Origin of the sequence: Streptomyces sp. NPDC002018 (assembly GCF_042890865.1) — a bacterium.
In the GTDB taxonomy this organism is placed as follows: domain Bacteria; phylum Actinomycetota; class Actinomycetes; order Streptomycetales; family Streptomycetaceae; genus Streptomyces.
The window spans coordinates 74,133-100,564 of sequence record NZ_JBIASO010000001.1; the positions used below are offsets into that span (position 1 = coordinate 74,133).

Annotated in this window: 26 protein-coding genes and 1 pseudogene; 20 read left to right on the forward strand and 7 right to left on the reverse strand. The window is 71.1% G+C overall.

The window, feature by feature from the left end; genetic code table 11:
• Positions 1 to 83: 83 nt before the first annotated feature.
• Together aceB and ACFYYH_RS00350 are read right to left on the reverse strand one after the other, a co-directional pair.
• Positions 84 to 1,715: a malate synthase A gene (gene aceB, locus ACFYYH_RS00345; RefSeq protein ID WP_388543813.1), complete on the reverse strand. Its 1,632-nt coding sequence runs from the start codon at positions 1,713 to 1,715 to the stop codon at positions 84 to 86.
• Positions 1,716 to 1,948: 233 nt separating this feature from the next.
• A complete protein-coding gene (locus tag ACFYYH_RS00350) occupies positions 1,949 to 2,557 on the reverse strand; it encodes an NTP transferase domain-containing protein (protein ID WP_388545223.1) in 609 nt (202 codons plus the stop codon).
• 322 nt (positions 2,558 to 2,879) lie between these two features.
• Between ACFYYH_RS00350 and ACFYYH_RS00355 the strand changes: the two genes are divergently transcribed.
• Positions 2,880 to 3,200, forward strand: a complete 321-nt coding sequence (locus ACFYYH_RS00355; protein ID WP_388543816.1) for a DUF5955 family protein — start codon at positions 2,880 to 2,882, stop codon at positions 3,198 to 3,200.
• Between the two features lie 218 nt (positions 3,201 to 3,418).
• Here the strand turns inward: ACFYYH_RS00355 and ACFYYH_RS00360 are convergent, their stop codons facing one another.
• On the reverse strand, positions 3,419 to 4,222 hold the full coding sequence (locus ACFYYH_RS00360) for an IclR family transcriptional regulator (RefSeq protein ID WP_388543818.1): 804 nt from the start codon (positions 4,220 to 4,222) through the stop codon (positions 3,419 to 3,421).
• 414 nt (positions 4,223 to 4,636) lie between these two features.
• On the opposite strand from ACFYYH_RS00360, the gene allB reads away from it, so the two are divergent.
• From allB to ACFYYH_RS00375, 3 genes are all read left to right on the forward strand, one after another.
• Entirely contained in the window at positions 4,637 to 5,974 is a 1,338-nt protein-coding gene (allB, locus tag ACFYYH_RS00365) for an allantoinase AllB (RefSeq protein WP_388543821.1), read from the forward strand.
• A gap of 32 nt (positions 5,975 to 6,006) precedes the next feature.
• On the forward strand, positions 6,007 to 7,125 hold the full coding sequence (gene alc / locus ACFYYH_RS00370) for an allantoicase (RefSeq protein ID WP_388545226.1): 1,119 nt from the start codon (positions 6,007 to 6,009) through the stop codon (positions 7,123 to 7,125).
• A gap of 123 nt (positions 7,126 to 7,248) precedes the next feature.
• The gene (locus tag ACFYYH_RS00375; RefSeq protein WP_388543823.1) at positions 7,249 to 8,442 is read left to right on the forward strand and encodes a cytochrome P450; all 1,194 of its coding nucleotides are present in this window, start codon (positions 7,249 to 7,251) and stop codon (positions 8,440 to 8,442) included.
• A gap of 73 nt (positions 8,443 to 8,515) precedes the next feature.
• On the opposite strand, the gene ACFYYH_RS00380 is transcribed toward ACFYYH_RS00375, so the two are convergent.
• Entirely contained in the window at positions 8,516 to 9,520 is a 1,005-nt protein-coding gene (locus tag ACFYYH_RS00380) for a Gfo/Idh/MocA family oxidoreductase (RefSeq protein WP_388543825.1), read from the reverse strand.
• A 167-nt stretch (positions 9,521 to 9,687) separates the two neighbouring features.
• Between ACFYYH_RS00380 and ACFYYH_RS00385 the strand changes: the two genes are divergently transcribed.
• The 6 genes from ACFYYH_RS00385 (at position 9,688) to ACFYYH_RS00410 (ending at position 15,742) form a co-directional block, all read left to right on the forward strand.
• On the forward strand, positions 9,688 to 10,425 hold the full coding sequence (locus tag ACFYYH_RS00385; protein ID WP_388545229.1) for a GntR family transcriptional regulator: 738 nt from the start codon (positions 9,688 to 9,690) through the stop codon (positions 10,423 to 10,425).
• A 266-nt stretch (positions 10,426 to 10,691) separates the two neighbouring features.
• Positions 10,692 to 11,708 (forward strand): sugar ABC transporter substrate-binding protein, encoded by a 1,017-nt coding sequence (locus tag ACFYYH_RS00390; protein WP_388543827.1) that lies wholly within the window; start codon positions 10,692 to 10,694, stop codon positions 11,706 to 11,708.
• Positions 11,705 to 12,781, forward strand: a complete 1,077-nt coding sequence (locus tag ACFYYH_RS00395) for an ABC transporter permease (protein WP_388543830.1) — start codon at positions 11,705 to 11,707, stop codon at positions 12,779 to 12,781. Before ACFYYH_RS00390 ends, ACFYYH_RS00395 begins: the two co-directional genes overlap by 4 nt.
• Positions 12,778 to 13,575 (forward strand): ATP-binding cassette domain-containing protein, encoded by a 798-nt coding sequence (locus tag ACFYYH_RS00400; protein ID WP_388543833.1) that lies wholly within the window; start codon positions 12,778 to 12,780, stop codon positions 13,573 to 13,575. Before ACFYYH_RS00395 ends, ACFYYH_RS00400 begins: the two co-directional genes overlap by 4 nt.
• A 431-nt stretch (positions 13,576 to 14,006) precedes the next feature.
• Entirely contained in the window at positions 14,007 to 15,167 is a 1,161-nt protein-coding gene (locus ACFYYH_RS00405) for an ROK family glucokinase (protein ID WP_388543835.1), read from the forward strand.
• Positions 15,164 to 15,742, forward strand: coding sequence for a hypothetical protein (locus ACFYYH_RS00410; RefSeq protein ID WP_388543838.1), 579 nt, complete (start codon positions 15,164 to 15,166; stop codon positions 15,740 to 15,742). Before ACFYYH_RS00405 ends, ACFYYH_RS00410 begins: the two co-directional genes overlap by 4 nt.
• Positions 15,743 to 16,035: 293 nt before the next feature.
• On the opposite strand, the gene ACFYYH_RS00415 is transcribed toward ACFYYH_RS00410, so the two are convergent.
• Positions 16,036 to 16,485 carry an SRPBCC family protein gene (locus ACFYYH_RS00415; protein ID WP_388543840.1) on the reverse strand — a complete coding sequence of 150 codons (450 nt, stop codon included), beginning with the start codon at positions 16,483 to 16,485 and terminating at the stop codon, positions 16,036 to 16,038.
• A gap of 121 nt (positions 16,486 to 16,606) precedes the next feature.
• On the opposite strand from ACFYYH_RS00415, the pseudogene ACFYYH_RS00420 reads away from it, so the two are divergent.
• Both ACFYYH_RS00420 and ACFYYH_RS00425 read left to right on the forward strand, forming a co-directional pair.
• A pseudogene (locus ACFYYH_RS00420) lies at positions 16,607 to 16,723 on the forward strand (hypothetical protein); the annotation flags it as partial.
• A gap of 138 nt (positions 16,724 to 16,861) precedes the next feature.
• A complete protein-coding gene (locus ACFYYH_RS00425) occupies positions 16,862 to 18,028 on the forward strand; it encodes a multicopper oxidase domain-containing protein (protein WP_388545232.1) in 1,167 nt (388 codons plus the stop codon).
• 97 nt (positions 18,029 to 18,125) lie between these two features.
• On the opposite strand, the gene ACFYYH_RS00430 is transcribed toward ACFYYH_RS00425, so the two are convergent.
• The gene (locus ACFYYH_RS00430; RefSeq protein WP_388543843.1) at positions 18,126 to 18,881 is read right to left on the reverse strand and encodes an SDR family NAD(P)-dependent oxidoreductase; all 756 of its coding nucleotides are present in this window, start codon (positions 18,879 to 18,881) and stop codon (positions 18,126 to 18,128) included.
• Positions 18,882 to 18,977: 96 nt separating this feature from the next.
• On the opposite strand from ACFYYH_RS00430, the gene ACFYYH_RS00435 reads away from it, so the two are divergent.
• Entirely contained in the window at positions 18,978 to 19,328 is a 351-nt protein-coding gene (locus ACFYYH_RS00435; protein WP_388543846.1) for a winged helix-turn-helix transcriptional regulator, read from the forward strand.
• A gap of 21 nt (positions 19,329 to 19,349) precedes the next feature.
• On the opposite strand, the gene ACFYYH_RS00440 is transcribed toward ACFYYH_RS00435, so the two are convergent.
• Entirely contained in the window at positions 19,350 to 19,790 is a 441-nt protein-coding gene (locus ACFYYH_RS00440) for a TIGR03618 family F420-dependent PPOX class oxidoreductase (protein WP_388543849.1), read from the reverse strand.
• A gap of 495 nt (positions 19,791 to 20,285) precedes the next feature.
• Between ACFYYH_RS00440 and pcaC the strand changes: the two genes are divergently transcribed.
• From pcaC to ACFYYH_RS00475, 7 genes are all read left to right on the forward strand, one after another.
• Entirely contained in the window at positions 20,286 to 21,578 is a 1,293-nt protein-coding gene (gene pcaC / locus ACFYYH_RS00445) for a 4-carboxymuconolactone decarboxylase (RefSeq protein WP_388543852.1), read from the forward strand.
• A 73-nt stretch (positions 21,579 to 21,651) separates the two neighbouring features.
• Positions 21,652 to 22,281: an MBL fold metallo-hydrolase gene (locus ACFYYH_RS00450; protein ID WP_388543855.1), complete on the forward strand. Its 630-nt coding sequence runs from the start codon at positions 21,652 to 21,654 to the stop codon at positions 22,279 to 22,281.
• An 85-nt stretch (positions 22,282 to 22,366) separates the two neighbouring features.
• Positions 22,367 to 23,140: an exodeoxyribonuclease III gene (locus ACFYYH_RS00455; protein ID WP_388543858.1), complete on the forward strand. Its 774-nt coding sequence runs from the start codon at positions 22,367 to 22,369 to the stop codon at positions 23,138 to 23,140.
• Positions 23,141 to 23,308: 168 nt separating this feature from the next.
• Complete coding sequence (locus ACFYYH_RS00460; protein WP_388543861.1) at positions 23,309 to 23,749, forward strand: DUF6278 family protein; 441 nt, start codon at positions 23,309 to 23,311, stop codon at positions 23,747 to 23,749.
• Between the two features lie 160 nt (positions 23,750 to 23,909).
• Positions 23,910 to 24,839, forward strand: coding sequence for a glutamate ABC transporter substrate-binding protein (locus ACFYYH_RS00465; RefSeq protein ID WP_388543863.1), 930 nt, complete (start codon positions 23,910 to 23,912; stop codon positions 24,837 to 24,839).
• 7 nt (positions 24,840 to 24,846) lie between these two features.
• Positions 24,847 to 25,491 (forward strand): amino acid ABC transporter permease, encoded by a 645-nt coding sequence (locus tag ACFYYH_RS00470; protein WP_388543866.1) that lies wholly within the window; start codon positions 24,847 to 24,849, stop codon positions 25,489 to 25,491.
• Between the two features lie 50 nt (positions 25,492 to 25,541).
• The gene (locus ACFYYH_RS00475; protein WP_388545234.1) at positions 25,542 to 26,417 is read left to right on the forward strand and encodes an amino acid ABC transporter permease; all 876 of its coding nucleotides are present in this window, start codon (positions 25,542 to 25,544) and stop codon (positions 26,415 to 26,417) included.
• The last annotated feature ends 15 nt before the right edge of the window (positions 26,418 to 26,432 follow it).

Consider the following 26,432-nt stretch of genomic DNA (forward strand, 5'->3'; position numbering starts at 1 on the left):
ACCCCACCGCCCCCGGCGCCGTGGGGCACCGGGGGCGTCTGCGCGCGGAGTGGCCCGGCCGGTCTCCGACTCCGACGGCCGGCTCAGCCGCGGAGCTGCTCGTACGCGGGGAGCGTGAGGAAGTCCGTGTAGTGGTCGTCCAGGGCCACCGTCAGCAGCAGATCATGGGCCTGCTGCCACTTCCCGGACGCGAACGCCTCGTCGCCGAGTTCGGCGCGGATCGCGGTGAGTTCCTCCGCGGCGAGCTCACGGGTGAGTTCCGGGGTGGCCCGGACGGTCCGGCCGTCGTGTTCGAACTCGACGCCCGCGTTGATCCACTGCCAGATCTGGGAGCGGGAGATCTCCGCGGTGGCCGCGTCCTCCATCAGATTGAAGATCGCGACCGCGCCCATGCCCCGCAGCCAGGCCTCGATATAGCGGATCCCGACCTGGACGGCGTTGCGCAGACCCTCGTACGTGGGCCGGGCATCCAGCGAGTCGACGGCGATCAGATCGCCGGGGGCGACGGAGACGTCCTCACGCAGCCGGTCCTTCTGATGGGGCCGGTCGCCGAGGATTGCGTCGAAGGAGGCCATCGCGATCGGCACCAGATCCGGATGGGCGACCCAGGAGCCGTCGAAACCGTCGGCCGCCTCCCGGTCCTTGTCGGCCTTGACCTTCTCGAAGGCGACCTTGTTGACCTCGGTGTCGCGCCGGGACGGGATGAAGGCCGCCATACCGCCGATGGCGTGCGCGCCGCGCTTGTGGCAGGTGCGGACGAGCAGTTCGGTGTAGGCGCGCATGAACGGCGCCGTCATCGTGACCGCGTTGCGGTCGGGCAGCACGAACTTGGCGCCGCCGTCACGGAAGTTCTTGACGATCGAGAAGAGATAGTCCCAGCGGCCCGCGTTGAGCCCGGAGGCGTGGTCGCGCAGCTCGTAGAGGATCTCGTCCATCTCGTAGGCCGCGGTGATCGTCTCGATCAGCACGGTCGCGCGGATGGTGGACCGCGCGATGCCCACATAGTCCTGGGCGAAGACGAAGACGTCGTTCCAGAGGCGGGCCTCCAGATACGACTCCGTCTTCGGGAGGTAGAAGTACGGGCCCTTGCCCAGCTCGATCAGGGTCTTCGCGTTGTGGAAGAAGTAGAGACCGAAGTCGACCAGCGCGCCGGGCACCGGCACCCCGTCCACCTGGAGATGACGCTCCGCCAGATGCCAGCCGCGCGGACGCATCACGACCGTCGCCAGGCTGTCCGCGTCCTTCAGGGCGTACGACTTGCCGGAGCGCGGGTCGGTGAAATCGATACGGCGTGCGTAGGCGTCCTTCAGATTGAGCTGGCCCACGATCACGTTCTCCCAGGTGGGAGCCGAGGCGTCCTCGAAGTCCGCGAGCCAGATCCGCGCGCCCGAGTTGAGCGCGTTGACGGTCATCTTGCGGTCCGTCGGTCCGGTGATCTCCACCCGCCGGTCGTCGAGCGCGGCCGGCGAGGGGGCGACGCGCCAGCTCTCGTCCTCACGGATCGCCGCGGTCTCCGGCAGGAAGTCCAGGCTGGAGGTACGGGCGATCTCGGCGCGGCGCTCGGCGCGGCGGGCGAGCAGTTCATCGCGCCGGGGGGTGAACCGCCGGTGCAGCTCCGCCACGAAGGTGAGGGCGGCGTCGGTCAGTACTTCGTCCTGCCGGGGCAGGGGGTCGGCGTCGACGACGACCGGCGGGGGCGGCGCGGATGCGGACATGAGCTGTCACTCCTTCGCGGGCGGCGCCTGGCGGCCCGACGGGTCACCTCGGACGGCACAGGGTGCCAGGGCGCCGGGATACGGTCGCGGGCGTCGGCCGGGGGGCCGGACGCTTCTGACCTGTGGATAGTAGTTTTCTCATAGTGGAACTTCAATGGTGTGTCGATGTCGAGAATCTCCGGGTCGAGGGAGTGTGGCGCCGGGTGCCAAGGCGCCACGGGCTCCGCCGGCGGCTACTCCAGATGCGACAGATCTTCCTCCGTGTCGATGTCGTACGCCCGCGCGACATCCCCGCACTCGACCAGAACGATGTCGCTCTCACGCGCCTTCAGATACGCGCGTGCCCCGCGGTCGCCCTCCGCATCCGCCGCGACCTCCGCCCACCGGCGGGCGCCGAACAGCACGGGATGGCCGCGCCGTCCGTCGTACGCGGCCGACACGAGCGCGTCGGGACCGGTGTACGCGGCCACCACCCGGGCCACCGCCGCCGCGCCGATCCCCGGCTGGTCCACCAGCAGGACGAGGGCGGCGCCCGCGTCCGTGCCGCTCAGCGAGGTCAGCCCCGCGCGCAGTGAGGAGCCCATGCCGTCCGCCCAGCGCGGGTTGTCGACCAGGACGCATCCCGGCAGCTCGGCCCGGTGCCGCACCCGGTCCGCCGCCGCCCCCAGCACCACATGCACCGGCGCGCAGCCCCCCTCGCGCAGGGTGCGTGCGGCGTGTTCGACCAGCGGGCGGCCCCGGTGGACCAGCAGTGCCTTCGGCCGGCCGCCCAGCCGGCGGCCACCGCCCGCGGCGAGCAGCAGCCCGGCGACGGGCGGGACCGCGGTGCCGGAAGGAGCCATGGTCCGGGGAAGGTCCGCCTCGGGAGGATCCGCGCTCTCGTTGTCCGTGCCTGCCATGGGCCCTGCATACCGCATCCGCGCACGTTCACGCGCGGTGCGCCGGGCCCGTGACCGGCGGGGCCCGTTGTGATCATCGGGCGTTCTGTCCGCATTCCCCTCACATTCCCGCCGTATTCCGTCCGCGGAGTGGCGCGTACCGCGCGCGATGGCGTTAACTTGCCCGCGAACCTTGGCGCTTGACCACCGTCCAGGAATCGGAATGTCAGCGTGAAGGTGCGCCGGCACAAAAATGTGCGGGTGCGAGGGGCAAGAGGGGGAAGCTTTGTTGCGGAGCGTGGGGCAGGCGCCGGTGACAGAGAAGGGTGAGGACCCGAGAGTGGCGGGCCTGGACGGAGCCGTTTCCCGGCTCCGGCGCGAGCTGGCCGGTTATCCGGTCGAGTTCCGTGACCGGGCCATCGCCGAGGACGAACTGGCGGCCCTGGCCGCGATGGTGGCGGGCGGGGCTCCCGAGATCGCCCGTATGCGCCGTTCGCTGCTGCTGATCGTGGGCTCGATCGGATCGGTCAGCGCGCTGGGGCCGGCGCTGATGGGTGTACGGCACGCGGTCGACCTCTTCGGAGAGGTGCCCCGGCCGCGCCGGTAGCGCTCCCGACGGGTCCCCGGACGGACCCGGGTCAGGGGCCGGGGCCTCGCGGGTATGGCCGGCCGGCCGACAGAAACGGGTCGCGGCCGACAGACACGGGTCGACGGTCGGCGGGTACGGGTCAAGGGCCGGCGGAGACGTCGGCCCGCGCCCGGTCGGCGCCCGGCCCGCACCCCGTCGGCGCCGGCCCCCGTCCCGTTCGTACGCCGGTCCGCCGCTCAGCTCTGGGCCGTCGTGCTCGCCAGCACCTCCGAGAGATCCCGCGCCACCTCCTGGAGCACCGGGACGATCTTCTCGGTGGCCTCCTCCGTCACCCGGCCCGCCGGCCCCGAGATCGAAATGGCCGCCGCCGTGGGGGAGTTGGGCACCGGCACCGCCAGACAGCGGACCCCGATCTCCTGCTCGTTGTCGTCGATCGCGTATCCGGCTCTGCGCACCAGCTCCAGGGCCTCCAGAAAACCCTCGGGCGTCGTGATCGTCTTCTCCGTGGCGGCCGGCATACCCGTACGGGCGAGCAGGGCCCGCACCTCCTCCGCCGGGGCGTGTGCGAGCAGCGCCTTGCCCACGCCCGTGGAGTGGGGCAGCACCCGCCGGCCCACCTCGGTGAACATCCGCATCGAGTGCTTGGACGGCACCTGGGCGACATACACGATCTCGTCGCCGTCGAGCAGCGCCATGTTCGCGGTCTCGCCGGTCTCCTCGACCAGCCGGGCCAGATACGGCCGGGCCCAGGTGCCGAGCAGCCGGGACGCCGACTCGCCGAGCCGGATCAGCCGGGGGCCGAGCGCGTACCGCCGGTTCGACTGCTGGCGCACATAGCCGCAGGCGACCAGCGTGCGCATCAGCCGGTGGATCGTGGGCAGCGGCAGTCCGCTGCTGGCGGAGAGTTCGCTGAGCCCGACCTCGCCGCCCGCGTCCGCCATCCGTTCGAGCAGGTCGAAGGCGCGCTCAAGGGACTGGACGCCGCCGCCGGCGGAGGCGGCTTTGCTGGCGTCGGTGCTGCTGGCGCTGGGCGACGGCACGTCAACGGTCCTTTCGGAGCAGGCGGGGCCAAGCAAGCAGCCTACCGGGCGGTGCGGTCCGGCACAGGCCCGCGCGCGCGGCGTCCCGGCCGGTCGGAGCGCGTTCGGCCCGTGGGTTCGTCCGCTCTCCGTGCGGGGCCCGGGACCGGCCCTCGGCCGTCCATGGTTCCTCCAGGAGCATGTGGTGTTCTGCTTGGTGAAATCTGTATTCCGTTTTATGGAAGTGGCCCAGTCTAGCGCGGCGCCGCCGCTCCCGGGCGGGGGCCCTGGAAATGTGGTCTTGACGGCCTGCGGCCAGGAGTGAAGACTCCTTCAACAGTTCGTTGAATTCGCGTTCCGTCGCACAACGACCGGGCGCGGGTACGGGCGCGGGTGGCGGACGGCGGAGACGGGCGACAGCGAAGCGAGGTACGGGTGTCCGAGGTGAACCTGGTACTGCGGTCGACCCGCGTCCTCACCCCTGAGGGGACACGGGCCGCCTCCATCGCCGTCGCCGGCGGACGGATCGAGGCCGTTCTGCCGTACGGCGCCCCGCTGCCGCCGGGTGCCCGGCTGGAGGACGTCGGGGACGACGCCGTCCTTCCCGGGCTGGTCGACACCCATGTCCATGTGAACGATCCGGGGCGCACCGAGTGGGAGGGCTTCTGGACCGCCACCCGCGCCGCCGCGGCCGGCGGGATCACCACGCTGCTCGACATGCCCCTCAACTCCCTGCCCCCCACCACCACCGTCGCCCATCTGCGGACCAAGCAGCGGGTGGCGCGTACGAAGGCCCATGTGGACGTGGGGTTCTGGGGCGGCGCGGTCCCCGGCAACCTCAAGGATCTCCGGCCGCTGCACGACGCCGGGGTCTTCGGCTTCAAGTGCTTCCTGTCGCCGTCCGGTGTCGAGGAGTTCCCCGAGCTGGACCAGGAGCGGCTGGGGACGTCCCTGGCCGAGATCGCCGGTTTCGGCGGACTGCTGATCGTCCACGCCGAGGACCCCGCCGAACTGGCCTCCGCGCCGCAGCGCGGCGGTCCCGCCTACGCCGACTTCCTCGCGTCCCGGCCGCGCGGCGCCGAGAACGCGGCGATCGAGGGCCTGGTCGCGCGGGCCGCCCGGCTCGACGCCCGGGTGCACATCCTGCATCTCTCCTCCTCGGACGCGCTGCCGCTGATCGCCGCGGCCAAGCGCGAGGGGGTACGGATCACCGTCGAGTCCTGTCCGCACTTCCTCACCCTCACGGCCGAGGAGGTCCCGGACGGGGCGACGGAGTTCAAATGCTGTCCGCCGATCCGTGAGGCCGCGAACCAGGACGCGCTCTGGCAGGGGCTCCTCGACGGCACCATCGACTGTGTCGTCTCCGACCACTCGCCCTGCACGGCCGATCTGAAGACCCCCGACTTCGCTGCGGCCTGGGGCGGTATCTCCTCGCTCCAGCTCGGCCTTCCCGCGATCTGGACCGAGGCGCGCGCACGCGGCCGCTCGCTGGAGGACGTCGTCCGCTGGATGTCGGCGGGCCCCGCCGCGCTCGCGGGACTGACCCGCAAGGGCGCCGTCGAGGCGGGCCGCGACGCCGACTTCGCGGTGCTGGCGCCCGAGGAGGCCTTCACCGTGGATCCCGCCGCGCTGCACCACCGCAACCAGGTCACCGCGTACGCGGGCAGGCGGCTGTACGGAGTCGTCAGATCGACCTGGCTGCGCGGCACCCCGGTCATGCGCGACGGGGTGCTCGCCGAACCCTCCGGCCGACTGCTCGAAAGGACCGACTGACCGTGTCCGAACCCCCGCCGTCCGGTCCTTCCCTGCCCGGCCCGCCCTCCTTCACCGGTGACGCCCTGCCGTACGGCGGCGGTGATCCGTACGCCGACTACCGCACCGCCGAGTTCCCCTTCGCCCACCTCGTCGATCTCGCCGACCGGCGCCTCGGCGCGGGGGTCGTCGCCGCCAACGACGAGTTCTTCGCCGAGCGCGAGAATCTGCTGACGCCGGGGCCCGCGGAGTTCGAACCGGAGCGCTTCGGCCACAAGGGAAAGATCATGGACGGCTGGGAGACCCGGCGCAGACGCGGCGCGGGCGCGGACCGGCCCCATCCCGCCGACGAGGACCACGACTGGGCGCTGGTCAGGCTCGGCGCCCCCGGGATCGTCCGGGGGATCGTCGTCGACACCGCGCACTTCCGGGGCAACTACCCCAAGGCGGTCTCCGTCGAGGGCACCGCACTGCCGGGCGCCCCGTCGCCCGGGGACCTGCTCGCCGACGGGGTGACGTGGACGGCGCTGGTGCCCCGTACGCCCATCGGCGGCCACGCCGCCAACGGCTTCACGGTCGACGCCGAGCGGCGCTTCACCCATCTGCGGGTCAACCAGCACCCCGACGGGGGGATCGCCCGGCTGCGGGTGTACGGCGAGGTCGCGCCCGATCCGGTCTGGCTCGGTGTCCTCGGTACGTTCGACCTGGTCGCGCTGGAGAACGGCGGCCGGGTCGAGGACGCCTCCGACCGCTTCTACTCGCCCCCCACGAACACCATCCGGCCGGGCCGCTCCCGCCGGATGGACGACGGCTGGGAGACCCGGCGGCGCCGGGACCGGGGCAACGACTGGATCCGCTACCGGCTGGTGGAGCAGGCCGAGATCCGCGCGGTCGAGATCGACACGGCGTATCTGAAGGGCAACGCGGCCGGCTGGGCGGCGCTGTCCGTGCGCGACGGCGGGGCCGGTGACTGGACCGAGATCCTGCCCAGGACCCGGCTCCAGCCCGACACCGGCCACCGCTTCGTCCTGCCGGCGCCCGTGGTGGCGACCCGGGTACGGATCGACATCTATCCCGACGGCGGAATCTCCCGGCTGCGGCTCTTCGGCTCCCTCACCGAGGAGGGCGCGCGCCGTCTCGCGGCCCGCCACCGGGAACACGGCTCCGGCTGACACCTCCCGCCCGGCTTCGGGCGGAACGGCCAGGACACGCTGTTCGGATTGTCCGGTCGGCGCGGGGCGCGGATCCGGCCATCGACGATGGTGAGGCGGCGGGCGGCCACGTACGCTGATCCAATGGCGGTCATCGAACTGGCGGAATACGGCCCGGACTTCAACGTCAATCCCTATCCGTACTACGCGAAACTGCGGGAGGCCGGTCCCGTTCACGAGGTGGTGGGCCCGGCCGGCAACCGCTTCTGGCTGGTCGTCGGATACGAGGAGGGCCGCGCGGCCCTCGCCGATGCCCGGCTGTCCAAGGCGCCCGCCACCATGGGGTACGAGCCGGGCGACGAGGCGATCATGGGTCCGCATGTACTGACCCTCGACCCGCCGGACCACACCCGGCTGCGGAAGCTGGTCGCCCCCGAGTTCACCCCGCGCCGGGTGGACGCGCTGCGCCCGCGCGTCCAGCGGATCACCGACGAACTGCTCGACGCCATGGTCCCGGCCGGGCACGCCGATCTCGTCGAGGCCCTGGCCTTCCCGCTGCCCATCATCGTCATCAGCGAACTGCTCGGGGTGCCGCACGCGGACCGTGACACTTTCCGCGCCTGGACCAACGAGATCGTGGCGCCGACCACCCCCACCGGCGCGCGCGACAACACCATCGCCCTCTGCGCGTATCTCGACGAACTCATCGAGGACAAGCGCTGCTCGGGCCCCGCCGACGACCTGCTCTCCAGGCTGCTGCGCACCAGCGCGGAGGACGGCGACCGGCTGTCCCCGGCCGAGCTGCGCGCCTGGGCCTATGTGCTGCTGATCGCCGGGCACGAGACGACCGTCAACCTGATCGCCAACGCGGCCCGCTCCCTGCTCAGCCATCCCGGCCAGCTTGCCGCGCTGCGCGCCGACCTCTCGCTGCTCGACGGGGCGGTCGAGGAGACGCTGCGGTACGAGGGACCGGTGGAGACCAGCACCATCCGGTTCACCAGGGAGCCGGTCTCGTACGGCGGTACGGAGATCCCCGCCCGGCAGGCGGTGCTGATCTCCCTGGCCTCGGCGGACCGGGACCCGGCCCGTTTCCCGGATCCGGACACCTTCGACATCCGGCGCTCGGCGACCCCCGGCCGTGGCCCGGCGCATCTCGCCTTCGGGCACGGCATCCACTTCTGCATCGGCGCCCCGCTCGCCCGGCTGGAGGGCGGGACCGCCCTGCGCGCGCTGCTGGAGCGCTGCCCCGGACTGGCACTCGACCCGGAGGCCGGCTCGTACGACTGGCTGCCGGGGATGCTGATCCGCGGGGTGCGTGAGCTGCCGGTGCGCTGGTAGCCCCGGCGCGGCGCCGGGCGCCCGTGGTGTGGTGCGGGCGCCCGTGGCGTGTGCGGTCTGCCGTGATCCCCGCTCAGCCGGCGGGGATCTCCGCCAGCGCGACCGGCCGGTGCTCCCGCCGGGACAGCTCGCACGCCTCCGCGATCCGCAGCGCGTGGAGCGCCTCCCTGCCGTCGCAGGGATTCTCCAGCTCGCCGTTGACCACCTTGAGGAAGGCGTCCAGCTCCGCCTCGTACGCCGGGGCGAACCGCTCCAGAAAGCCCGGCCACGGGTTGTCGCAGGGCGGCGGGCCCTTGGGCTCGGTCGAGGTGATCGGCGTACGGTCGTCCAGGCCGACGGCGAACTGGTCGTGCTCACCGGCCAGTTCCATCCGCACGTCATAGCCCGCGCCGTTGCACCGGGTGGCTGTCGCGGTGGCGAGCGTCCCGTCGTCCAGGGTGAGCACCGCCGCCGCGGTGTCGATGTCCCCCGCCTCCCGGAACATCCCGGGGCCGGCGTCCGAACCGGTCGCGTACACCTCCACCACCTCGCGTCCGGTGACCCAGCGCAGGATGTCGAAGTCATGCACCAGACAGTCGCGGTACAGACCGCCGGAGAGCGGCAGATACGCGGCGGGCGGCGGCGCGGGGTCGGAGGTGATCGCCCGTACGGTGTGCAGCCGGCCGAGCCGGCCCGACCGCACGAGCTCGCGCGCCGCGGTGTAGCCCGCGTCGAAGCGGCGCATGAAACCGAGCTGGAGCGCCGTGCCCGCCGCCTCCACCTCGCGCAGCGCACCGAGCGTGCCGGCCAGATCGAGGGCGATCGGCTTCTCGCAGAAGGCGGGCAGCCCGGCGCGGGCCGCGCGGCTGATCAGATCGGCGTGGGACGAGGTGGCCGAGGCGATCACCACGGCGTCCACGCCCCAGCTGAAGATCTCGTCGACGGAGGGGGCGGCGGTCGATCCCGTACGGTCGGCGACCTGGGCCACCCGTGCCGAGTCGGTGTCCGCGACGACCAGGGAGCCGACCTCGCGATGGCGGCTGAGCACGTCCGCGTGAAAAGTGCCGATACGGCCCGTGCCGATGAGTCCGATGCGCATGGCCCCAAGGTGGCCGTACGCCGCTCGCCATGTCAAGCATTTGTCCTGACAATCGAACTTCACGGCTTCCCGTCAACAATCGGTGCGACTACGCTCGGGCCGTGCCCCATCAGCCGAGATCAGCCCAAGCGGGACAGGAACCGCCCGGACCGGGGACGGAGCGGGATCTGCCGCTCCAGCTCAGCGTCGACCGCACCAGCCCCGTCCCGCTCTACTACCAGCTCGCGCAGCAGTTGGAGGTGGCGATCGAGCGGGGCAGACTGGCCCCCGGCAGTCTGCTGGGCAACGAGATCGAACTCGCCGGACGGCTCGGGCTCTCCCGTCCCACCGTGCGCCAGGCCATCCAGTCCCTGGTCGACAAGGGCCTGCTGGTGCGCCGCAGGGGCGTCGGCACCCAGGTCGTGCACAGCCAGGTCAAGCGCCCGCTGGAACTGAGCAGTCTCTACGACGATCTGGAGGCGGCGGGCCAGCGCCCGGCCACCCGGGTGCTGCGCAACACGGTCGAGCCGGCCACCGCCGCGGTCGCCGCCGCGCTGGGGGTCGCGGAGGGCGCGGACGTCCAGGTCGTCGAGCGGCTGCGGTACGCGCACGACGAACCGATGGCGTGTCTGCGCAACCATCTTCCGTTCGGTCTCATCGAGTGCGACACCGGGCGTCTCGAAGCCACCGGGCTCTACCGGATGATGCGTTCCGCCGGGATCACCCTGCACAGCGCCCGGCAGACGGTCGGGGCACGGGCGGCCACGGCCGAGGAGGGCGGGCTGCTGGCCGAGCCCACGGGTGCCCCGCTGCTCACGATGGAACGCACCACGTTCGACGACACCGGACGGGCCGTGGAGTTCGGCTCGCACATCTACCGGGCGTCCCGGTACGCCTTCGAGTTCCAGCTCCTCGTACGGTCGTAGACCCCTCCGCCGACGGTCCCTCCGCCCCTGTCTCTTCGTAAGGATGTACGGACAAACCCTTGACGGGGCCGCGCGACGGGGCTAGAACTTCCCCCCAGCCGCAACGGCGGCCGGGAGCGGTGCACCCGTGTGGTACCCGGTGGGACGACCGGGGGGCCACCCGATGACCACCCGGCGAACGGACATGACCGATACTCGGTACGGCCGGGCCGGATCCGTACGCTTCCCGGCCGTACCGAGGACTTCAGCAAGAAGGGCACGGCGTCGTGGCAACGGTTCGGACAGGGGTACGCGCGCTGAGCGCGGTGGTGGCGGCAGTGCTCGGGGTCTCGGCCCTCGCCGGATGCAGCAGCACGGGCGGCAAGCGCGCCGAGGAACGGGCCCAGCGGGCCGCGGCCCAGGGACGGGCCGCGGTGGACACCCCGAAGTGGACCGTCGCGATGGTCACCCACTCCGGTGACGGCGACACCTTCTGGGACATCGTCCAGAGCGGCGCCAAGCAGGCGGCCGTCAAGGACAACATCGACTTCCTCTACGCGCACAGCGACGAGGGCCAGCAGCAGGCCCAGCTCGTCCAGTCCTACATCGACAAGAAGGTCGACGGGCTGGTCGTCACCCTCGCCAAGCCCGACGCCATGAAGGACGTCGTCGCCAAGGCCGTCAAGGCCGGTATCCCGGTGATCACCGTGAACTCCGGGGCCGAGCAGTCCAAGCAGTTCGGCGCGCTCAGCCATATCGGCCAGGACGAGTCCATAGCCGGCGAGGCCGTCGGCGACGAACTCGACCGGCGCGACAGGAAGAAGGCGCTCTGCGTCATCCACGAACAGGGCAACGTCGGCCATGAGCAGCGGTGCGCGGGAGCCAAGAAGACCTTCGGCGGTCAGCTCCAGAACCTCTATGTCGACGGTACGAACATGCCGGACGTCCAGGCGTCCATCGAGGCGAAGCTCCAGAGCGACCGGAGCATCGACGCCGTGGTCACCCTCGGCGCCCCCTTCGCGGACGCCGCCGTCAAGGCGAAGGAGACCGCGAACAGCGAGGCGGAGATCGACACCTTCGACCTGAACGCCAAGGTCGCCTCCGCGCTCACGGCCGGAACACTCGGCTTCGCCGTCGACCAGCAGCCGTACCTCCAGGGGTACGAGGCCGTGGACCTGCTCTGGCTCTACCGCTACAACGCCGATGTGCTCGGCGGCGGCCTCCCGGTCCTGACCGGACCGCAGATCATCACGGAGAAGGACGCCGGGGCGCTGGCCGCGTACACGAAGCGGGGCACCCGATGACCGCGACCGCACCGCCCGTGAACGACCGGCCGGACGGCCCGCGCGGGACCGGGGGCGGCGACGAGCGTCTGCTCCGTGTCTCGCCGCTGCGTACGCTGCTCGGCCGGCCCGAGCTGGGCGCGGTCGTCGGCGCGATCGCCGTCTTCCTCTTCTTCTCGGTCGTCGCGGACTCCTTCCTCCAGGCGTCCAGCCTCGGCACCGTCCTCTACGCGGCCTCCACGATCGGGATCATGGCGGTTCCGGTGGCGCTGCTGATGATCGGCGGTGAGTTCGACCTCTCCGCGGGTGTGATGGTCACCAGCTCCGCGCTGGTCTCCTCGATGTTCAGCTATCAGATGACGGCGAACGTCTGGGTGGGCGTCGGGGTGTCGCTGCTGGTCACGCTGGCCCTCGGGGCGTTCAACGGGGTGATGCTCACCCGGACGAAGCTGCCGAGCTTCATCATCACGCTGGGCACCTTCCTGATGCTCACCGGCCTCAATCTCGGACTGACCAAGCTGATCAGCGGCACGGTCTCGACCAAGACCATCGGCGACATGGAGGGCTTCCCCTCCGCCAGGAAGCTCTTCGCCTCCCAGCTCACCCTCGGCGATGTCGATCTCAAGGTCACCATCCTGTGGTGGGCCGCGCTGGTGGCGGTGGCGACCTGGATCCTGCTGCGGACCCGCTTCGGCAACTGGATCTTCGCGGTCGGCGGCAACGCCGAGGCCGCCCGCGCCGTCGGCGTACCGGTCGCCAGGACCAGGATCGGGCTGTACATGGGCGTGGCCTTCTGCGCCTGGGTCTCCGGACAGCATCTGCTGTTCTCGTTCGACGTCGTCCAGTCCGGCGAGGGCGTCGGCAACGAGCTGATCTACATCATCGCGGCCGTCATCGGCGGCTGTCTGATCACCGGTGGCTACGGCTCGGCGGTCGGTTCCGCGGTCGGCGCGTTCATCTTCGGCATGACCAGCAAGGGCATCGTCTACGCGGAGTGGAACCCGGACTGGTTCAAGTTCTTCCTCGGAGCGATGCTCCTTCTGGCCACCCTGCTCAACGCGTGGGTGCGCAAGCGTGCGGAGGCGACACGATGACGGCGGACGGCGCACTGGTCGAGCTGGTCAACGTCAGTAAGTACTACGGCAATATCCGGGCCCTGGAAGGCGTCTCGCTGGAGGTGCGCGCGGGCGGGATCAGCTGTGTGCTCGGCGACAACGGCGCGGGGAAGTCCACCCTGATCAAGATCATCGCCGGGCTGCACCGGCACGACGCGGGCGACTTCCTGATCGACGGGGAGAAGACCGTGCTGAACTCCCCGCGCGAGGCCCTGGACCGGGGTATCGCCACGGTCTACCAGGACCTCGCCGTCGTCCCGCTGATGCCGGTCTGGCGGAACTTCTTCCTCGGTTCCGAGCCCACCAGGGGCAGCGGACCCTTCAAACGGCTCGATGTCGGGCTGATGCGCGAGACGACCCGGGCCGCGCTGCTGCGGATGGGCATCGATCTGCGCGATGTCGACCAGCCGATCGGCACCCTGTCCGGCGGTGAGCGCCAGTGTGTCGCCATCGCCCGCGCCGTCCACTTCGGCGCGAAGGTCTTGGTCCTGGACGAGCCGACCGCGGCGCTGGGCGTGAAGCAGTCGGGTGTGGTGCTCAAATATGTGGCTGCCGCACGTGACGCCGGACTCGGGGTGGTGCTCATCACGCACAACCCGCACCACGCCTTTCTGGTGGGAGACCGGTTCATCATGCTCAAGCGCGGAGTCATGTCGGGAAGCCATACCAAGGACTCGATCACTCTCGACGAGCTGACGCGGGAGATGGCGGGCGGTTCCGAGCTGGAGGAGCTGAGCCATGAACTGGAGCGCGCCACCGGCGACACCCCCTGACCGCCCTCCGGCCCCACCCCGAAGCCGCTCAGGAGCCGGTCCGGTCCTGGTCCGGCGACGGTCCGTTCCGGTCCTTCGCCGGTCCGGTCCGGCGGCCCTTCGCGCGTCCGCGCCCGGTCCCGCGAAGGGCAGCCGGCCGGCCGGTCTCCCCCCTCGGCCCCGGTGACGGGCCACCCCGGTCCGTACCGGCCGCCGTACCGACGTGCTGCCCCGTGCCGCCCCCGCCGGGCCGCACGGGCCACCTCACCCGCCCCCACCCGCCCCGGATGGCACAATCTGCCAGGGCGGACACCGTCCGCCGCCGCTGCCCACCCGGGCCGCCGGCCCCCGATCCCAGGGACGACACGACTCGTGCGAGCACCCGAACCGCGGCCTGGCCGTCTCACCCGGCACGGCAGGCCTGAGCCGACGCGTACGAGGGAGTCCGGCCGATGAGCACCTACCGCGACTTCGCGTCCCACCGCGGCTCCGCCCGCGCCACGGTCCTGCGGACCGCCGGCACCCGTGAGCGCCGTTCGCTGCTCACCGCGCCCAGGGTCCCGACCGTCGGTATCGACATCGGCGGGACGAAGGTGATGGCCGGGGTCGTCGACCCCGACGGCAACATCCTGGAGAAGGTCCGCACCGAGACCCCAGACAAGTCCAAGAGCCCCCGGGTCGTCGAGGACACCATCGTGGAGCTGGTCCTCGACCTGTCCGACCGCCACGATGTGCACGCCGTCGGGATCGGCGCGGCCGGCTGGGTCGACGCCGACCGCTCGAAGGTGCTGTTCGCCCCGCATCTCGCCTGGCGCGACGAACCCCTCAGGGACGCGCTCTCCGCCCGGCTCGCCGTCCCCGTGATGGTCGACAACGACGCCAACACCGCCGCCTGGGCGGAGTGGCGCTTCGGCGCGGGGCGCGGCGAGGACCATCTCGTCATGATCACGCTCGGTACCGGTATCGGCGGCGCCATCCTGGAGGACGGCCGCGTCAAGCGCGGCAAGTTCGGGGTCGCCGGGGAGTTCGGCCATATGCAGGTCGTGCCCGGCGGCCACCGCTGCCCGTGCGGCAACCGCGGCTGCTGGGAGCAGTACAGCTCGGGCAACGCGCTCGTACGGGAGGCCAGGGAGCTGGCCGCCGCCGACTCCCCGGTCGCGTACAGCATCATCGACCGGGTCAAGGGCAACGTCCACGAGATCACCGGACCGCTGATCACCGAGCTGGCCCGCGAGGGCGACGCCATGTGCGTCGAGCTGTTCCAGGACATCGGCCAGTGGCTCGGCGTCGGCATCGCCAATCTGGCCGCCGCGCTCGACCCCTCCTGCTTCGTCATCGGCGGCGGGGTCAGCGCCGCCGACGATCTGCTGATCGGTCCGGCCCGTGACGCCTTCCGCCGCCATCTCACCGGCCGCGGCTACCGCCCCGAGGCCAGGATCGTCAAGGCCCAGCTCGGCCCCGAGGCGGGCATGGTCGGGGCCGCCGATCTCTCCCGGCTGGTGGCCCGACGCTTCCGCCGCGCCAATCGCCGCCGGGTCGAGCGCCATGAGCGGTACGAGCGCTATGCCCAGGCCATCCGCACCTCCCGTACGAGCCAGGAACCACCGTCATGACGCTGTCACGACCGTTGCCGGCCACGGACGAGACCGGGAAGCCGCCGGAGGACCGGCGCCACCGCAACCGCCGCCGGTGGCTGACGGCCGTCGTGATCGTGCTGCTCATCGGCATCCCGGCCGGCTATCTGGTGATCTCCGCCGGGCAGAGCCGGGAGAGCGGCCGGGACAAGGAGGCCGAGTCCTCCGCCACCGGGCTCCAGCATCTGCGCCCGTCCAAGATGAAGCGGCGGATCTTCGAGGTGCCCATTCCCAGCGGGGCCACGCGCGTGCGGTACTTCGAGACGAGCAACTGGAAGACCAGCCGGCTGTACGTGCAGTTCGACGTCGACTCCACCCAGCTCGACAGGTTCCTGACCGACATGGGGACCAGCAGATCCGCGCTGAAGGACGGCGACATCACGATCGGGGCGCGCGACCTGGCGACCGTCGGCTGGAACTTCGGCCTCCCCGGGCACGACTGGGCGGGCACCAGCCACCGGCAGAAGGCCCCCAGACCCAGCCAGGACGTGGTCGTGGATCTGACGGAGCCGGGCTTTCCCCGGGTGTTCGTGGTCTCCACCACCACCCCCTGACCCCGCACGCCCTCCTCGGGCCCGCCTTCCGGTCCCTGACGTGCCCTCGGACCCGCGCCGGCCGGCTCGTCGGACAGGGAGGGCGCCCGGAGCGGTAACGCCTGGTCCGGGACGGGTCGGGGGAGGGGCCGAACACCACATACAGGCGCGGGTCCGAGCCGCGGATCCCGGACGACGTGATCCCCAGGGATCCCGGGCGACGTGATCCTCACGATCACGCCGCCGGGGATCCTCTGCTCTTCGGCGCGGGGGCGGCGCGGAGGCGCCGGGCCCGCACGCGCGAGCCGTGCGGGTCAGGCCCGGCCGCGCCAGGCACCGGTCTCGGCGCCGCGGGACTCGATGAACTCCTTGAAGTTCTTCAGGTCCCCCTTGGCCTGACGGCGGACGAAGCCGAGCTTGTCGCCGACGGTGTCGGCGATGCCCTGCGGGTCGTGTTCGAGCTGGAGCATGACCTTCGTACGGGTGTCGTCCAGACGGTGGAAGGTGACGACGCCGGCCTGGCGGACCTCCCCCTCGACGGTGGTCCACGCCACCCGCTCGTCGGGGCTCTGCTCGGTGATCTTCGCGTCGAACTCCCGGCTCACCCCGTCCACCTTCGTGATCCAGTGCGTCAGGGTGGGGGTGCGCTGTTCGATCCGCTCGACCCCGTCCATGAACCGCGGGAACTCCTCGAACTGCGTCCACTGGTTGTACGCCGTGCTCACGGGTACGGCGACCTCGACGGACTCCTCGATGGTCGACATGGCCACTCCTTTCCTCTCACTCGCCGCTGGAGAAGCGACGGTTCGTCGGGTACCCGACGAACCGCGTCCGACACGGCGCCATTCGAGGCTCGCAGCCGATCGCCTCCGTAACCGCCCGGCCTTCGGCCCCACCGAGCAGGTGCCGTGGACGGAGGCGGCGGGCCGGATCAGTGCCGAAACGCTGACGCCGTACCCGCCGGGCATCCCGGCGGCCCTGCCCGGCGAACGCCTCGACGCGGAGCGGAGGCGGTCCGCCGCGCGCCCGCTTACGATCGTCGCAGGTGACCGTCGGGGCAGGCGAAGTCACCTGCGGCTACGGACCGTTGCCGGTGGTGGCGGTCCCCGTGGAAGGGTCGTTGACGTGGTGACAGGCCCGGTGGGAGACGCGACGACGAGGCGGCGTGTGCTGACCTGGGGCGCGGCGCTGGCGGTGACACCGGCCGCGGCGGGCTGTGCGAGCTCGAAGGGTGCTCTCGCTCCCGTCCCGCGCGATCGTGTGCGTACGTACTATGTCGCGGCGGACACGGTCACCTGGAACTATGTGCCGCAGGGCCGGAACCTCATCTCCGGGGCCGCGTTCAGCGCCCAGGAACAGAAGTGGACGCGCGCCGGTCGTGGCCGGCTCGGCCCCCGGTACGAGAAGGCGCAGTACCGCCGGTACACCGACGACTCCTTCACGACCCTGGCCGCGCGGCCGGCGCACGAGGCGCATCTGGGCATTCTCGGACCGGTGATCCGGGCCGAGGTCGGGGACACCATCCGGGTGGTGTTCAAGAACAACGCCATCTTCCCGGTGTCGGTGCACCCGCACGGTGTCTTCTACACCAAGGCCAACGAGGGCACTCCGGGCGATGACGGCACCTCCGGGGCGGACAAGGCCGACGACGCCATCGCTCCCGGCGCGACCTACACCTATACCTGGCAGGTGCCCGAGCGGGCCGGTCCCGGCCCCGACGACCCCTCCTCCCTGGTCTGGCTCTACCACGACCACGCCGTGGACATGGGTGTCCCCGGTACCCAGGCCGGTCTGGTCGGCCCGCTGGTGATCACCCGGCGGGGGGCGGCCAGGGAGGACGGCGGACCGGCCGACGTGGACCGCGAGTTCTTCACGTTCTTCACGCTGTTCAACGAGAACGACAGCCCCTACCTCCGGCGCAACCTCGCCCGGTTCGCCCCCGGACAGCGTCTCGACCTCGGCGACGCGGACTTCCAGGACAGCAACACGAAGTCCTCCATCAACGGCTTCCTGTGGGGCAACGGGCCCTCAGGCACCGACAACACCCACACCGCCATGACCATGGCCAAGGGCGAGCGGGTGCGCTGGTACGCCTTCGCCATGGGCAGCGAGCAGGACCAGCACACACCGCACTGGCACGGCAACACCGTCGAGGTAGCCGCACAGCGCACCGATGTCATCAACCTGCTGCCCGCGACCATGGTCACCGCGGACATGCTCCCCGACAACCGCGGTATCTGGCTCTACCACTGCCATGTCGACGACCACATGGACGAAGGCATGCTCACCCGCTACCAGGTCCGCTGACCCGCCACAGCGGCATCGGGCACCGGCCCGCGGCTCACCGGAACCCGCCGGTCGAGGCACCCGGCACGCAGAGCGGTCCGGGGGGAGGCCGGCACGGTCAGGAGGGCAGGAAGGGCTGGTCGTAGGGGGCGGTGTCGCGGGCGGCGAGGACGTGCGCGGCCACGGGTCCGATCGGTACCCGCAGCGGAACGGTGGGCTGCTCCACGAGATCCGCCAGGGCCGCGGCGACCTGCTCGGGGCTGCTCATCATCTCGGCGGGGATCCCACCCCCGGCGAACAGGGCCGCGTACGGGTCGTCGGGCAGGCTGTAGGAGAGCATGCCGTCCAGAGCGCCGGAGCTGACCGGGCCGGGCTCGGCGAGAGTGACGTCGACGCCGAAACCGGCGAGCTCGACGGCCAGAGTCTCCGCGAAGGCCTCAAGAGCCCATTTCGAGGCGCTGTAGGCGGCGTTGCCCGGCAGTACGGTCCGCCCGGCGATGCTGGAGACGAACAGCAGCCGGCCCTCGCGGCGTCGGCGCAGCTGCGGGAGGACGGCCTGGGCGACGCGGATCGCCCCGACGGTGTTCTGGGCGTAGAGGCGTTCGATCTCGGCGGTCGGGCTGGCCTCGACCGTCGCGGCGAAGATGGCGCCGGCGTTCGAGATGAACGTATCGATCTCGCCGGCCTGTGCGATCGCGGCGTCGACGTCGGCCTGATCGGTCACGTCCAGGCGCAGCCGCAGGTCGACGTCGAGGCCGTCCAGGGTGCGCGGATCGCGTGCGGTGGCGATCACGCGGTGGCCGCGCTTGGCCAGTTCGACGGCGGTGGCTCGACCGATGCCCCTGGAGGCGCCGGTGATCAGGATGGAGGACATGGTTTCGCTGCTCCCTGTCGGCTGAAGGGTCACGCGAGGCGCGATCGCGCCAGTGAGTTCGCTTTTCGAACTCACTATGCGGGTTACGATAACACCGTGAGTCAGAAATGCGAATCGACCAATCTCGGGGCTCCCCGGGTCTGTTCCATCGCTGACGCGCTCGACGTCGTCGGGGAGCGCTGGAGCCTGCTCGTTCTTCGGGAGCTGGGTTTCGGTGTCCACCGGTTCAAGGACATCCAGGTCAACACCGGTGCGCCGCGGGAGACTCTCGCGCTGCGGCTGCGCAAGCTCGAAGAGGCGGGGGTCATCGAACGCCGGCGGTACTGCGACCGCCCGCCGCGGGACGAGTATGTGCTCACCGCGGCCGGCCGGGACCTCGCGCCTGTTCTGATCGCGTTGCGTGTGTGGGGTGAGCGGCATGTCACTCCCGCGCCCGCGGTGGGCTGACGGTGATCCCGTCGATCGTGATCAGATGATTCCGTAGATCCGTTCGGGCCGTACCAGAACAGCCGCGCGACGGTCGGTGGCCATGACCCTGTCGTATTCGTCCCAGTCCTCGTGGGTGCCGCCCGCCGCGGTGAAGATCTCCCGCAGGAGCAGGCGCGTGCTGTCCGTGTCGAACGCCGGATGCGGGTCGTCGGGTCCGATGATCTCGGCCGTTCCCTCCACCGTGGCCCAGTTCCACCCGGAGCGCACGGACGCGGCGAGCAGGGGACGCGCCCTGAGGTTGGCGAGCTTGACCTTGCCGTACGTCACGAACGCCACGACGTCCGCACCCGCGGTCGGATGGCTCATGACCGCGAGATTGACCACCGAGGACTGGACGCTCCGGTCGGCGCGCGAGGTCGACACCACGGCAAGGCCCTGCTGTGAGCGGGCGAGTTCCGCGAAGTCGTGCAGCGTTGTCATTCCAGGCTCCTGCCTGACCCGGCCGGGCGGAGCCCGACATCGCCTGCCTCGGTTGATTCGGTTACGGGGGTCACCGGTGGCAGGAACGCTAGCAGATTGAGTCAGGAAAACGAATCGACCTCGACGCGAGCCGACCTCGACGCGAGCCGACCCCGACACGACTCGACCTCGACACGAGCCGACCCCGGCGTGAGCCGCTTCGCATACGTCGCGCACCGACGTCAGGACCACGAAGCGCCGGGAGGACCGGCCCGTGTCCCCAGCCGTATGGCGTGAAGGCTGTGACCAAGGAGGAAACTCCCGGGCGCGGAAACCGGGAGAAGGCGCGCGTCCGGAGGACCCACGGGCGGCACGGTCACGGGTACCCGCCGGAGCACACCTACCCGGACCCTCGCGGGTTCCGGCGGTGCCGGACCTGTCGTGGTACGAGGGACGGGAGCCGTCAGGCTGGCCCCGGCGATGTGAGATTTCGTGGTACATGAGAGGGTCGGCCGGGTGAGCGAGACACCACCGAAGACCCTCCAGTACCGCGTCGACGGGCGAGAAGACGCCCCAGTCCTGATCCTGGGTCCCTCACTGGGCACCACCTGGCACATGTGGGACCGGCAGGTCCCCGAACTGGCGCGCCAGTGGCGGGTGATCCGCTTCGACCTGCCCGGCCACGGCGGCGCCCCCGCGCACCCCGCGAGCAGCGTTCCCGAACTGGCGGAACGGCTGCTGGCCACGCTCGACGGGCTCGGGGTGCAGCGCTTCGGATATGTGGGCTGCTCCATCGCCGGCGCCATCGGGGCCGAACTGGCGCTGCGCCGCCCCGACCGGATCGCCTCGCTCGCCGTGGTGGCCGCGTCGCCCCGGTTCGGTACGGCCGACGAGTTCCGCCAGCGCGGGGTGATCGTACGGGCCAACGGTCTGGACCCCATGGCCCGCACCGCGCCCGAGCGCTGGTTCACCGCGCACTTCGCCGCCGCCCAGCCCGCCATCGTGGAATGGGCCGTCCAGATGGTCCGCACCACCGATCCCGGCTGTTACATAGCCGCCTGTGAGGCGCTCGCCGCCTTCGACATCCGCGCGGAGCTGGGCCGTATCACGGTGCCGACGCTGGTCCTGGTGGGCGCCGAGGACAAGGTGACAGGACCCGCCGAGGCCCGCACCCTGGTCGCGGGGATCCCGGACGCCCGGCTCGCGCTGGTGCCCGGCGCCTCCCATCTCGCGCCGGTCGAGCAGCCCGCCGCCGTCACGGATCTGCTCGTCCACCACTTCTCCACGGCCTGGTACAACCCGTCCGACACCGCCACCGGTCTGACCGTGCTGCCCGAACGGCTGCTCCAGCCCGTGGTCTCCGCGCCGGCGGGACCGGTCGCCGAGATCGCCCCCGCCGAGCAGCCGGAAGCCGTGTCCGCCGGGCGCCCCGACCCGTACGAGGCGGGCATGCGGGTGCGCAGGGAGGTCCTCGGGGACGCCCATGTGGACCGCGCGATGGCCGGCGCCGACGACTTCGCGGGCGACTTCCAGGAGCTCGTCACCCGCTACGCCTGGGGCGAGGTGTGGACCAGGGACGGACTGGACCGCCGCACCCGCAGCGCGGTCACGCTGACCGCGCTGGTCGCGGGCGGACACCTGGAGGAGCTGGCCTTCCACACCCGGGCCGCGCTCCGCAACGGTCTCACCCCGGCCGAGATCAAGGAGGTGCTGCTCCACTCGGCCGTCTACTGCGGCGTTCCGGCGGCGAACACGGCGTTCCGGGTGGCGCGGACCGTGATCCAGGAGGAGACGACGCCCGAGGCGTAGCAGGATGGGCTTGAGGGGTCCGATCACGCGGGACCCGACCACGCGAGCGACGCGAGAGAAGAGGCGGTCACCGGTGAGGCTCATCAAGAAGAGGCACTCCTGCGTCCGGCTGGAGAAGGACGGACGCACGCTGGTCATCGATCCGGGCGTCTACACCGAGGAGGACGCCACCGAGGGCGCGGACGCCATCCTCGTCACGCACGAGCATGCCGACCACTTCCACGAGGGCCGGCTGCGCGCGGGCCTGGAGGCCAATCCGGCGGCCGAGCTGTGGACACTGCGCAGCGTCGCCGAGCAGGTCTCGGCGGCCTTCCCCGGCCGGGTCCGCACCATCGGCCACGGCGACGCCTTCACCGCGGCCGGTTTCGATGTGCGGGTGCACGGTGAGCTGCACGCCGTGATCCATCCGGACATTCCCCGGATCACCAATGTCGGCTTTCTCGTGGACGGCTCGCTCTTCCATCCCGGCGACGCGCTGACGGTTCCGGACGAGCCCGTCGAGACGCTGATGCTGCCCGTGCAGGCGCCCTGGAACAAGATCTCCGAGGTGATCGACTACGTACGGGAGGTCAAGCCGCGGCGTACGCTCGACATCCACGACGCCCTGCTGGCCGAGCTGGCCAGGCCGCTCTACGACACCCTCGCCGAGCTGGGCGGCGCCGAGCACACGAGGCTCGCCGCGGGCGACTCCGCCGAGGTGTGACCGACCGGGGGCGGTAAGCGGCCCGGCTCCCGCCCCCCGACCTGGGGGGACGCCGGTTGTCGGACCCCGCCGATAGGCTGTCGGCATGCGCATCGCGACCTGGAACGTCAATTCGATCACCGCTCGGCTGCCCCGGCTGCTGGCCTGGCTGGAGAGCAGCGGCACGGATGTGCTGTGCGTCCAGGAGACCAAGTGCACCGCCGAGCAGTTCCCCGCCGACCAGCTCCGCGAGCTGGGCTACGAGTCCGCGGTCAACGCGAACGGACGGTGGAACGGCGTCGCGCTGATCTCCCGCGTCGGCCTGGCGGACATCGTCCAGGGCCTGCCCGGCGGTCCCGCGTACGAGGGCGTGGAGGAGCCGCGCGCGATCTCGGCGACCTGCGGCCCGGTCCGTCTGTGGTCGGTCTATGTGCCCAACGGCCGCGAGGTCGGCCACGACCACTACGCGTACAAGCTGCGCTGGCTCGACGCGCTGCGCAAGGCGGTCGCCGACGACGCGGCGGGCCCGCGCCCGTTCGCCGTCCTCGGTGACTTCAATGTCGCACCGGCCGACGAGGACGTCTGGGACATCTCGCTCTTCGAGGGCGCCACACATGTCACCCCGGCCGAGCGTGCCGCGCTCGCCGCGCTGCGCGAGGGGGGGCTCACGGACGTGGTGCCCCGTCCCCTCAAGTACGACCGTCCCTTCACCTACTGGGACTACCGCGAGCTGGGCTTCCCCAAGAACAGGGGCATGCGCATCGATCTGGTGTACGGGAACGCGCCGTTCGCGGCGGCCGTCAAGGACAGCTATGTCGACCGCGAGGAGCGCAAGGGCAAGGGCGCCTCGGACCACGCGCCCGTCGTCGTGGACATCTAGGGCCTCCCGGCTCTTTCGGGAGGAGCGCCGTCCGCCCGTGGGGCGTCGCGAGCCGGGCGGGACGTCCGCGACAGCCCTGTCGGGTTCCTGGCGGGTCCCCGTCCGCCGGGATCCGCCGTTCAGCGTGCCCCATGGTGGAGCGGGCGGGGGAATGGCACTCTGAGCGGTATGAACATTCCTTTTCTGGACAACTGGCGCAAGCGGCACGGCGGTGATCGCGGCACCTCGCTGGCCGCCGCCGTCCGCGGTGAGCCGGAGGGCGTGGCCGAGCTGCTCTCCGAGTGCGAACTGCTCCGTGTCCGGGCGGGGCAGGAGGGTCTGCAACTGGACGACTCACCGGCCTCGTTGGAGGCGCTCGACCAGCTCCCGCCGCGCTGGCGTGACGATCCGGAGGAGCTGCCCTGGCTGGGCAATGACGCGGGCCTGTACCTCGGCACGGTGATCGTCCGTACGGTCCCCGGCGCGGTCTGGCACATCTGGCCGGGGGGCCATCCGGTGGTGCGTCTGGCGTCGGGGCGGGAGATCCAGGTGGTCGAGGCCGGTCTCGACTGGGCGGTCACCGGAGCCCCCGAGCTGTCCCAGGTGTACGCGGAGGCGGCGGAGGCCTGACCGCCGGCACCGCCGCCGTCGGCCCGCGCTACCACCGGCCTGTGCCGCTCGCGTTAAATACGGCTTATGTCCCACATGTGCGTGTCGTCTGTGAAGTCCCTTGTCCGGCTGGATAGTTTGCGCTGACCTCGACACAGCCGGGAGTGGGGTGGGGCAGCGTATGACCTTCCGTACGAGACGAGTCCTCACCGCGCTCCTGCTTGCCCCGATCGTGCTCCTGGCCGCCGCGTCCGGCGCCGGATGCGGCAGACCGGGCAGCCCGCCCGTCAAGGGCCCGAGCCCCGGCGCACTGCCCCGCTACCGCGTGGACCACTCCTTCCGCCTCCCCGCCTCCCCCACCTGGACAGCGGCGAGAGAACGCGGGTACCTCGTCGTCGGCGCCAAGGAGGACCAGCCGTATCTGGGCGAGAGGGACCCCGCGACCGGCCGCTACTCCGGCTTCGACATCGAGATCGCCAGGATGACGGCGGCGTCCCTCGGCTTCGGCCCGAAGGAGGTCCGCTTCCGTACGATCGCCTCCGCGAACCGCGAAACAGCCCTCCAGAACGGGCAGATCGACACGTACGTCGGCAGCTACACCATCAATGCGAAACGCAAGAAGCTCGTCGGCTTCGCCGGTCCCTACTACATGGCCGGCCAGTCCCTCCTGGTGCGCACCGACGAGCACGGCATCGAGGGCCCCCGGGATCTCGACGGCAGACGCGTCTGCTCGGCCGCCGGCTCCACCCCGTACCAGCGGATCAAGGACGACTACCCGCGCGCCGAACTCGTCGCCTACGACACGTACTCGGTCTGTGTGGACAATCTGCTGACCTTCCAGGTCGACGCCGTCACCACCGACGACACCATCCTGCTGGGCTACGCGGCCAAGGCGCCCGACGCGCTGAAGGTGGTCGGCAGGCCCTTCTCGAAGGAGCCGTACGGCATCGGCGTCCCGCGCGACGACAACGCCCTGAGATTCGCGCTCGACGACGCCCTCGTGGCGCGGGAGAAGAACGGCGACTGGCAGAGGGCGTACGACGCGACCCTCGGCCTGTCCGGCCGCAAGGCCACGCCCGCGCCCCCCGTCGACCGCTACCCGGCGAACTGAGGGAGCCATGGACGTACTCACCGAGAACTTCTCCCTCTACGGCGAGGGCTTCCTCGGCACGGTCGAACTGACGGTCTACGCGTCGCTGCTCGCGCTGGCCCTGGGGTTCCTGATGGCCTCCTTCCGGGTGTCGCCCGTAGGGTCCCTGCGCGCCGTGGGCGCCGTATGGGTCAATGTCCTCCGCAACACCCCGCTGACCCTGCTCTTCTTCGCCGTCCTGCTGGGCCTGCCGCGCTTCGGGCTCGTCCTGCCGTTCCAGCTCTTCGCGGTCCTCGCACTCGGCTGCTACACCTCCGCGTTCATCTGCGAGGTGCTGCGCTCGGGCATCAACACCGTGCCCAAGGGGCAGGGCGAGGCGGCCCGCGGTCTCGGGATGACCTTCGGCCAGACACTCGGCGCCGTGATCCTGCCGCAGGCGTTCCGTACGGTCATTCCGCCCATCGGCTCCACGCTGATCGCCCTCGCCAAGAACTCCGCGATCGCGGGGGCGTTCAGCGTCACCGAACTGCTCGGCACCTACAGGACGCTCAACGAGAAGGGCTTCAGCATCGTCTGGACCTTCGTCTGGATCGCCGTCGGCTATCTGATCGTCACCCTCTCCATCAGCGCGCTCTTCAACGTGCTGGAGAGGCGCTGGGGGGTCGTCCGGTGAAGCCGGTGAGCACGACAGGCCCGTCGGCCCCGCAGAGCGTCGTGCGTGCCATGAGCGCGGCGCCCTCGGTGGCCGAGTCGACGGCGCTCTACGACATCCCGGGGCCGAGGACCCGCGCACGGCACCGGGTGTACGGCATCGTGTCGGCGGCCGCGATCGCCGTGCTGCTCGGCTGGGTGGTCCATCTGCTCTTCGCCACCGGCCAGTTCACCGCCACCAAGTGGCGCCCCTTCGCGTACCAGGGCATCCAGGACCTGCTGCTGCGCGGACTCGCCCACACCCTCACGGCCTTCGCCTGCGCCGCGGTGCTCTCGCTCGCGCTCGGCGGGGTGCTCGCCTGCGGCCGGCTCTCCGCGCACCCGCCGGTACGGTGGGCGGCCACCGCGCTCGTCGAGTTCTTCCGCGCCATGCCGGTGCTGGTGATGATCTTCTTCATCTTCGTGGCGCTCCAGGTGCGGGCCCTGCCCGCGCTGGTGGCGGGCCTCACGCTCTACAACGGCTCCGTGCTCGCCGAGGTGTTCCGCACCGGAGTCAACTCGGTGGAGCGCGGCCAGGGGGAGGCCGCCTACGCGCTCGGTATGCGCAAGACGCAGGTCATGACCTATGTGCTGGTGCCGCAGGCGGTCCGCGCCATGCTGCCCACCATCATCAGCCAGTTGGTGGTCGCTCTCAAGGACACCTCCCTGGGATATTTGATCACCTATGAGGAGTTCCTCCATGCCGGAAAACTCATCGCGTCGAATCTCGACTACGATTTGCCGTTCATCCCCGTGGTGATGGTGATTTCGCCGATCTACATCGGGATGTGCATGCTGCTCTCGTGGTTCGCCCACTGGCTCGCAGGCCGTCGGCGGCGCGTACCGGGAGCGGAGGCCGCGGGCGCAGCCCCGGCCGCACCGGGGACGCCACTGCCGGGCGGGCGGTAGTTCAGGGGCAGTGGC